We start from the raw sequence: 6,110 nt of genomic DNA, 5'->3' as shown, positions 1-6,110 counted from the left end.
GAGCATGCGGCTCATATCCGCAGCGTCCGGGGTTCGAGTCCCTGTGCCGCCATTTTGTTAATTCCCCTTTTTTAACATAATATATAATTCTATATGTTTTTAACTGGCATCTTTTTTGCTTTATTTAAAGTTAAGGTGCCACAATGAAAAAGATAATATTTTTAACCCTATTGATATTTTTAAATGCATGCTCAAAAGAGCTACCCAAAGAAGACGTTGATATTAAAACCACCAAAAGGCATATAGATATTCCCTTTGTCGATATAAAAGAGGCTGAGAAGTATATAGATATTTTAGGGCTAAGTTATAATGTATTGCCTATAAATAGAACATCTAAATTTTATATACTCCCTGTAAGGCTTGAATTATTGGGAGAGATTAAATATGTGAAAAGCTATGAAAATATTATAAAAAATTACATAATATTAAACGCCTTAGGATATATAGTAGAAGATAAAGAATTAGCTGATTATTATATTGTAATATCAATCAAAGAAAGTGTTAGAACATATCTATCGGAAAATTATTCCCTGGTAGAATTTTCTGTTTTTACAAAGCTAGATGTACCAGTGTTTCATATAAGTGTTAAAGTAAGATCAGATAGAGATGAAGGTTTTTACTATCATCCATCAAAACCAGCCAAATCACCTCGTTCTCTGAGCATAAATGGTATTATCTACATACTTAATAAATACTTTATAAAGATATTTCAAGGAGGTAAAAATGCTTAACGGCTTATATGTTGCCACAAGCGGTTTATTAGCTCAGGAAAATAGGGTCAATTCATTAAGCAATAATCTGGCAAATATAAACACAACTGGCTATAAGAAAGAAAAGCCTGTTTTTACTATGTATTTGCCAAGGGATAAGAGATATCCCCAAAATATTATAAGAGAAAGCCTTTACAATAAAAGTATAAATTCTGTTGTAAGACTTGATGATATATATACAGATTTTCAAACAGGAACATTAAAAGAGACAACTAACCCCTATGATTTAGCCCTTGGAAATGAAAATGCTTTTTTCGTTGTTGATACTCCTTTTGGCTTGAGATTTACAAGGGATGGTAATTTCACATTAAATAATGAGGGTGTTTTAGTTAATCAAGATGGTTATCCAGTTTTATCAAGTGATTATATAAATAATCCAGAGATTGTAATACCTAATGATGCAAATGTAACATTTACTGAACAGGGCGAAGTACTGATAGATAATCTATTGCAGAACAGGTTATACATAGTAAGCTTTAATAATTTGCATAATCTACAAAAAGTTGGTCGAAATATGTATCAAGCAACAAATATATTACCCGAAGAGGCAGAAAACCCAGAGTTAAAGCAGGGTTTTCTTGAATCAAGCAATGTTAATCCAGTTGGGGAAATGGTAAAGATGATAGATTCATTGCGTAGTTTTGAGCGCTACCAAAAAGCAATAGATATCTTAGATGGGGCAAATGACATTGCGTCAAATAGGTTAGGTAGAATTTCTTAAAATAAATTTTTAAGGAGGAAGGAAAATGTTAAGGTCACTATGGATAGCTGCTAGTGGAATGAATTCACAGCAAACTAATATTGATAATCTATCGAATAATTTAGCCAATGTTAACACTGTAGGATTTAAAAAAGGCAGGGTGAATTTTGAGGATTTATTATATCAAGAGATTAGGCCAGCTGGCGCTATAACATCAACTGGTTTGAATCATCCAACAGGTTTGCAATTGGGTATGGGTTCGAAAGTAGTTGGCACTGAAAAGATATTTAGCCAGGGTAGCTATCAAAATACTGGCAATCCTTTAGATTGGGTAATTGAAGGTGATGGCTTTTTTCAGGTTTTATTACCTCCAAATGATGAGATAGCGTACACTAGGAATGGTTCCTTTAAGTTGGATCAAGATGGTAATATTGTTACTGCTAATGGATATTATTTAGAGCCGCAAATTACAATACCTGATAATGCTACTGAGATAATGGTCTCTGAAGATGGGATTGTATCTGTTATGTTGCCAAATCAAATAGATCCAGTTGAGGTGGGTCAGATTGAGATAACACAATTTATAAATCCATCTGGGCTTGAAGCCATAGGTAAAAATCTATTTTTGCCCACACAATCAAGTGGAGATCCTATTGATGGCATCCCAGGAGAGGAGAATTTTGGAAAGATTAACCAAGGCATGTTAGAAATGAGTAATGTAAACCTAGTAGAGGAGATGGTAAATATGATAACTGCTCAAAGGGCATATGAAGTAAACTCAAAGGCAATCCAAACTTCTGATGATATGTTACAAATTGTTAACAATCTAAGGAGGTAAATATGAAAAAAATTATGTTATTACTTATTATAATTTTGCTAAATAGTAATTTAAATGCCAATGAGATAAAAATCAAAGGTGATACCCTTTTTTTAGAGGATATAGTAGGAGCAAAGATCAAAGAGCCTATTATTACTAATTTAAATTTTGGTGAAAGAACTTTTGTCCCAAAGGAGCGAATAAGAAGCATTCTTTATAGGTTAAACCTGCTAGATAAGTTTAAGGAATACGTTAAAGATTATACCGTTGTTAGAGAGGGAACATTGTTGACAGAAAAGGAGCTAAAAAAATCTTTTATAGAGAAGTTGGGAAAAATTTATCCTAATTTTGATTTTGAAGTGGAAAGGATTTCCTACAATAACAACATATTTTATCAAGATAAAGATAATATTTCCTTTGATATCCCTAGCCAACCATTTGGCTCAACCTATATAGATGTAGATAATGGCTATAAAAAGTATAGCCTATATACCTACTTAAAGGTGTATAAAGATGCTTATGTTGCTAAGAAGGATATTAGAAGAGGAAGCACATTAAAAGGAAATGTAATAAGAGAAAAAGTAGATGTTACCAATAAATATGACGATTTGGTTAATGATATTGACGGACTAATTGCTAGAACTACAATAAGAGAAGGCAAAATCATAACTGATGTGTATGTTGAAAAGAAGCCTGCACTAAAGAGGGGCGCAAGTGTTAAAATAAGATATAAAGGTGATTATGTGCTTGTTGAATCAAAGGGGGTATTGAGAGAAGATGCTTTTGTCGGAAAGTATGTTAGGGTTAAAAATGTTAGGTCTAATAAAGTGCTTACAGGGAAATATATTGGCGATTCGATTGTTAGTGTTAATTGAGATGGCATATATTTTGCTTATTATATAAGTAAAGGGAGTAAAAAATGGCAAAATATATTTTCTTAGCAGTATTATTGCTAGAAATATTTATAGCAGGTTGTACCAAGAATATTGAAAATATCCCCCCAAGCACATCCTATAATAGAGAGGTAGATGCCTACTATGACGCTATGAGAGAGAATCAAAATTATGGATCACTTTGGACTGACACCAAAACAGAGGGAACACTATTTTTAGATTATAAAGCAAGGAATATAGGAGATATTGTAATTGTAGAAATAATGGAGAACTCTTCAGCATCAAATACAAATACCACTGATGCAAGTAAAACCACAACCTATGATGCCAGTGTTGATACTTTTTTAGGTATGCCTATGGATTTAGGGATAAGTAATTTTTTAGGCATGGGAGAGCCCTTTAATCCAAGCGTTAGTGCACAAACAACAAATGACTTTCAGGGAGATGGAAGTAAGCAAAAAGCAGATCAGGTTCAAGCAACTGTTGCTGCTAGAATAGTAAATATTTTACCTTCTGGTAATTTAGTTATTGAGGGAAGCAGAGAAATTGTTGTAGATCAAGAAAAGCAGTATATATCAGTTAAAGGCGTTATAAGACAGAAAGATATTAATGCACAAAATGTTGTTCCATCAACTGCTATAGCTGATGCACAAATTTATTATACAGGCAAAGGAATGTTATCGGATGTTAATAAAAAAGGTTGGTTGGCACATGCTATAGATTGGGTATGGCCATTTTAGGAGGGGTTTTATGAAAAGGTTGGTTGTCTTATTCTTTGTGTTTTTACTAGTTTCAAATCAATTATATGCAGTTGCATTAAAAGATTTAGCAAAGATAAGAGGTGTTAGAGATAATCAACTTATTGGCTATGGTCTTGTAGTCGGCTTAAATGGTACAGGGGACCAAGATCAAACTGAATTTACAGTTCATACCCTAACTAATATGCTAGACAGGATGGGTATAACCGTTGACGAGAACAATGTTCGGGTTGACAATGTTGCTGCTGTTATGGTTACTGCGAAATTAACACCCTTTGCAAAGGTTGGCACTAAAATAGATGCTGTAGTATCATCAATAGGTGATGCTGATTCCCTAGAAGGGGGGACCCTTCTTTTGACCCCATTATCAGGGCCTGACGGAGAAGTATATGCAGTTGCCCAGGGACCTGTTACAGTTGGTGGGCTTAATGTTAATGTAAGGGGGGCAAATATTCGTGAAAACCACCCAACGGCAGGAAGGGTTCCAAATGGAGCAATTGTTGAGAAGGAGGTGCCCTACGATTTACCAAAAGATAATATTATTATTTCTTTTGAAAAGCTAAGCCTAAATAATATTGTAAAAGCTAAAAATGCAATAAATCAGTTTTTTGGAGAGGAGGTAGCCTCAATAGATTCACCTACAACTATCGCGTTGAATACCCCTATAAATTATAAAAATAATTTCTATGATTTCCTAAATGCTACAATGCTTATTGATATTGAGCCAGAGCCTTCCTCTAAGGTGGTTGTTGATGAAAGGACAGGTACTATTGTTTTAGGATCTGATGTAAGAATTACTACTGTAGCAGTTGCACATGGTGATTTAACAATTAGGATTTCATCTAATGTGTTAGTTAGTCAGCCTGCACCTTTTACTGGGGGGCAAACAGTTGTTACTGGTCAACCCCAGGTAGGGGTTGAGGAAGAAGAGGGTAAGCTTATGGTTCTACCAGAAGGGGCGCAGATTTCAGATTTAGTCAAAGCTTTGAATGCTATTGGTGCCACCCCTAGGGATCTTATATCTATATTACAGTCAATTGATGCTGCTGGTGCACTACAAGGCGAGTTAGAGGTGATATAATGGATGTAAATATGGTTTCTAATAATTTAGATAATATAGTAAATAATAGGCAAGATACAATTGATAGGCTTCAAAATTTAGATAAAAAGAGTGGTTTATCCTATAAAGAATTAAAAAAGTTAAAAAAGGCATGTGCTGATTTTGAGGCTATATTTTACCATATGATCTTTAAGAGCGCTAGAGAATCAATATCAGACGATGGATTTATAAAACAAAATAGAGCAGAGAAAATTTTTACAGATATGTTAGATAATGAAGTTGCAAAACAAACTGCTTATAGAAGTAGTAACGGGATTAAAGATATGCTTTTTAATTATTTTACCGATGCTATGAATTTAGATATTAATAGTAGCGATATAAAAATTGATGTTAAGGCGTAGTTCTATGTTAAAGTTGTTTAGAATATCTCCGATTATAGTTTGAGGCCTTAAGAAAGGAGGTGTATTATGGCTGTTGAGCAAGTAAGCAGTGTAAGCAAAAGTATAAGTAGTGATCCAAGTGTAAAATCAAATACTAAGGTTAATGGGTCAAAGAGTGATGTTAATAAGGCTCCTAACAAAACTGTTGAAGATAGTGTAAATATATCAAAGGAAGCCGCAAATGAGTTAAGCAAGGGGGTAGTTGAAGATAGTGCTAATGTACCAAAAGAAGCCGCAAATGAAGCAAATAGCAGTAAATCAGTTGATGACAGTAAAGATGCAGCAGACAAAAAAGAAGATAGTGATAACGCTAAGGAAGCAGATGATAAAGATAGTTCAAACACAGTTAGGGATAGAATTGATAATAGAGTAGAATCACTAAGTAACAGAATTGATAGTAGAGTTGAATCAGCAAGAAACAGAATAGAATCAGCAAGAAACAGAATTGATAGTAGAGTTGAATCAGCAAGAAACAGAGTTGAGAATAGGGTGGAATCAGCAAAAAACAGAGTTGAGAATAGAATCAATTCAATAAGAAATAGAATAGAGGGGATTTTTGGTTAATAAATATATGTTGAGGCCACTACCATGCAAATAGAAGATAAAACAAATATAAGTAGTTTTGAGAACCTAAAAGATGTTAACAAACAAACTGAAGTAAAGAGAAAACAG

At 33.7% G+C, this 6,110-nt stretch carries 8 protein-coding genes; all 8 read left to right on the top strand.

The annotated features are described in order from the left end of the window. The first annotated feature begins 143 nt into the window (after window positions 1-143). The 8 genes from SVN78_07635 to SVN78_07600 all read left to right on the top strand — a co-directional run bounded on the left by SVN78_07635 (window position 144) and on the right by SVN78_07600 (window position 6,002). Entirely contained in the window at window positions 144-731 is a 588-nt protein-coding gene (locus SVN78_07635; GenBank protein MDY6821474.1) for a hypothetical protein, read from the top strand. Further along, the gene (locus tag SVN78_07630; protein ID MDY6821473.1) at window positions 724-1,491 is read left to right on the top strand and encodes a flagellar hook-basal body protein; all 768 of its coding nucleotides are present in this window, start codon (window positions 724-726) and stop codon (window positions 1,489-1,491) included. Before SVN78_07635 ends, SVN78_07630 begins: the two co-directional genes overlap by 8 nt. A 25-nt stretch (window positions 1,492-1,516) precedes the next feature. After that, window positions 1,517-2,308 carry a flagellar basal-body rod protein FlgG gene (flgG, locus tag SVN78_07625; protein ID MDY6821472.1) on the top strand — a complete coding sequence of 264 codons (792 nt, stop codon included), beginning with the start codon at window positions 1,517-1,519 and terminating at the stop codon, window positions 2,306-2,308. A 2-nt stretch (window positions 2,309-2,310) separates the two neighbouring features. Further along, the gene (flgA, locus tag SVN78_07620) at window positions 2,311-3,162 is read left to right on the top strand and encodes a flagellar basal body P-ring formation chaperone FlgA (protein ID MDY6821471.1); all 852 of its coding nucleotides are present in this window, start codon (window positions 2,311-2,313) and stop codon (window positions 3,160-3,162) included. Between the two features lie 44 nt (window positions 3,163-3,206). Continuing rightward, window positions 3,207-3,920: a flagellar basal body L-ring protein FlgH gene (locus SVN78_07615; protein ID MDY6821470.1), complete on the top strand. Its 714-nt coding sequence runs from the start codon at window positions 3,207-3,209 to the stop codon at window positions 3,918-3,920. Between the two features lie 10 nt (window positions 3,921-3,930). Further along, window positions 3,931-5,019, top strand: coding sequence for a flagellar basal body P-ring protein FlgI (locus SVN78_07610; GenBank protein MDY6821469.1), 1,089 nt, complete (start codon window positions 3,931-3,933; stop codon window positions 5,017-5,019). Next, entirely contained in the window at window positions 5,019-5,399 is a 381-nt protein-coding gene (locus SVN78_07605; protein MDY6821468.1) for a rod-binding protein, read from the top strand. The genes SVN78_07610 and SVN78_07605 overlap by 1 nt, the downstream gene beginning before the upstream one ends. Window positions 5,400-5,465: 66 nt before the next feature. Next, a complete protein-coding gene (locus tag SVN78_07600) occupies window positions 5,466-6,002 on the top strand; it encodes a hypothetical protein (GenBank protein ID MDY6821467.1) in 537 nt (178 codons plus the stop codon). The last annotated feature ends 108 nt before the right edge of the window (window positions 6,003-6,110 follow it).

The sequence above is a fragment of the Deferribacterota bacterium genome (genome assembly GCA_034189185.1).
In the GTDB taxonomy this organism is placed as follows: Bacteria; Chrysiogenota; Deferribacteres; order Deferribacterales; family UBA228; genus UBA228.
This window is presented reverse-complemented; position numbering and strand designations above follow the sequence as displayed.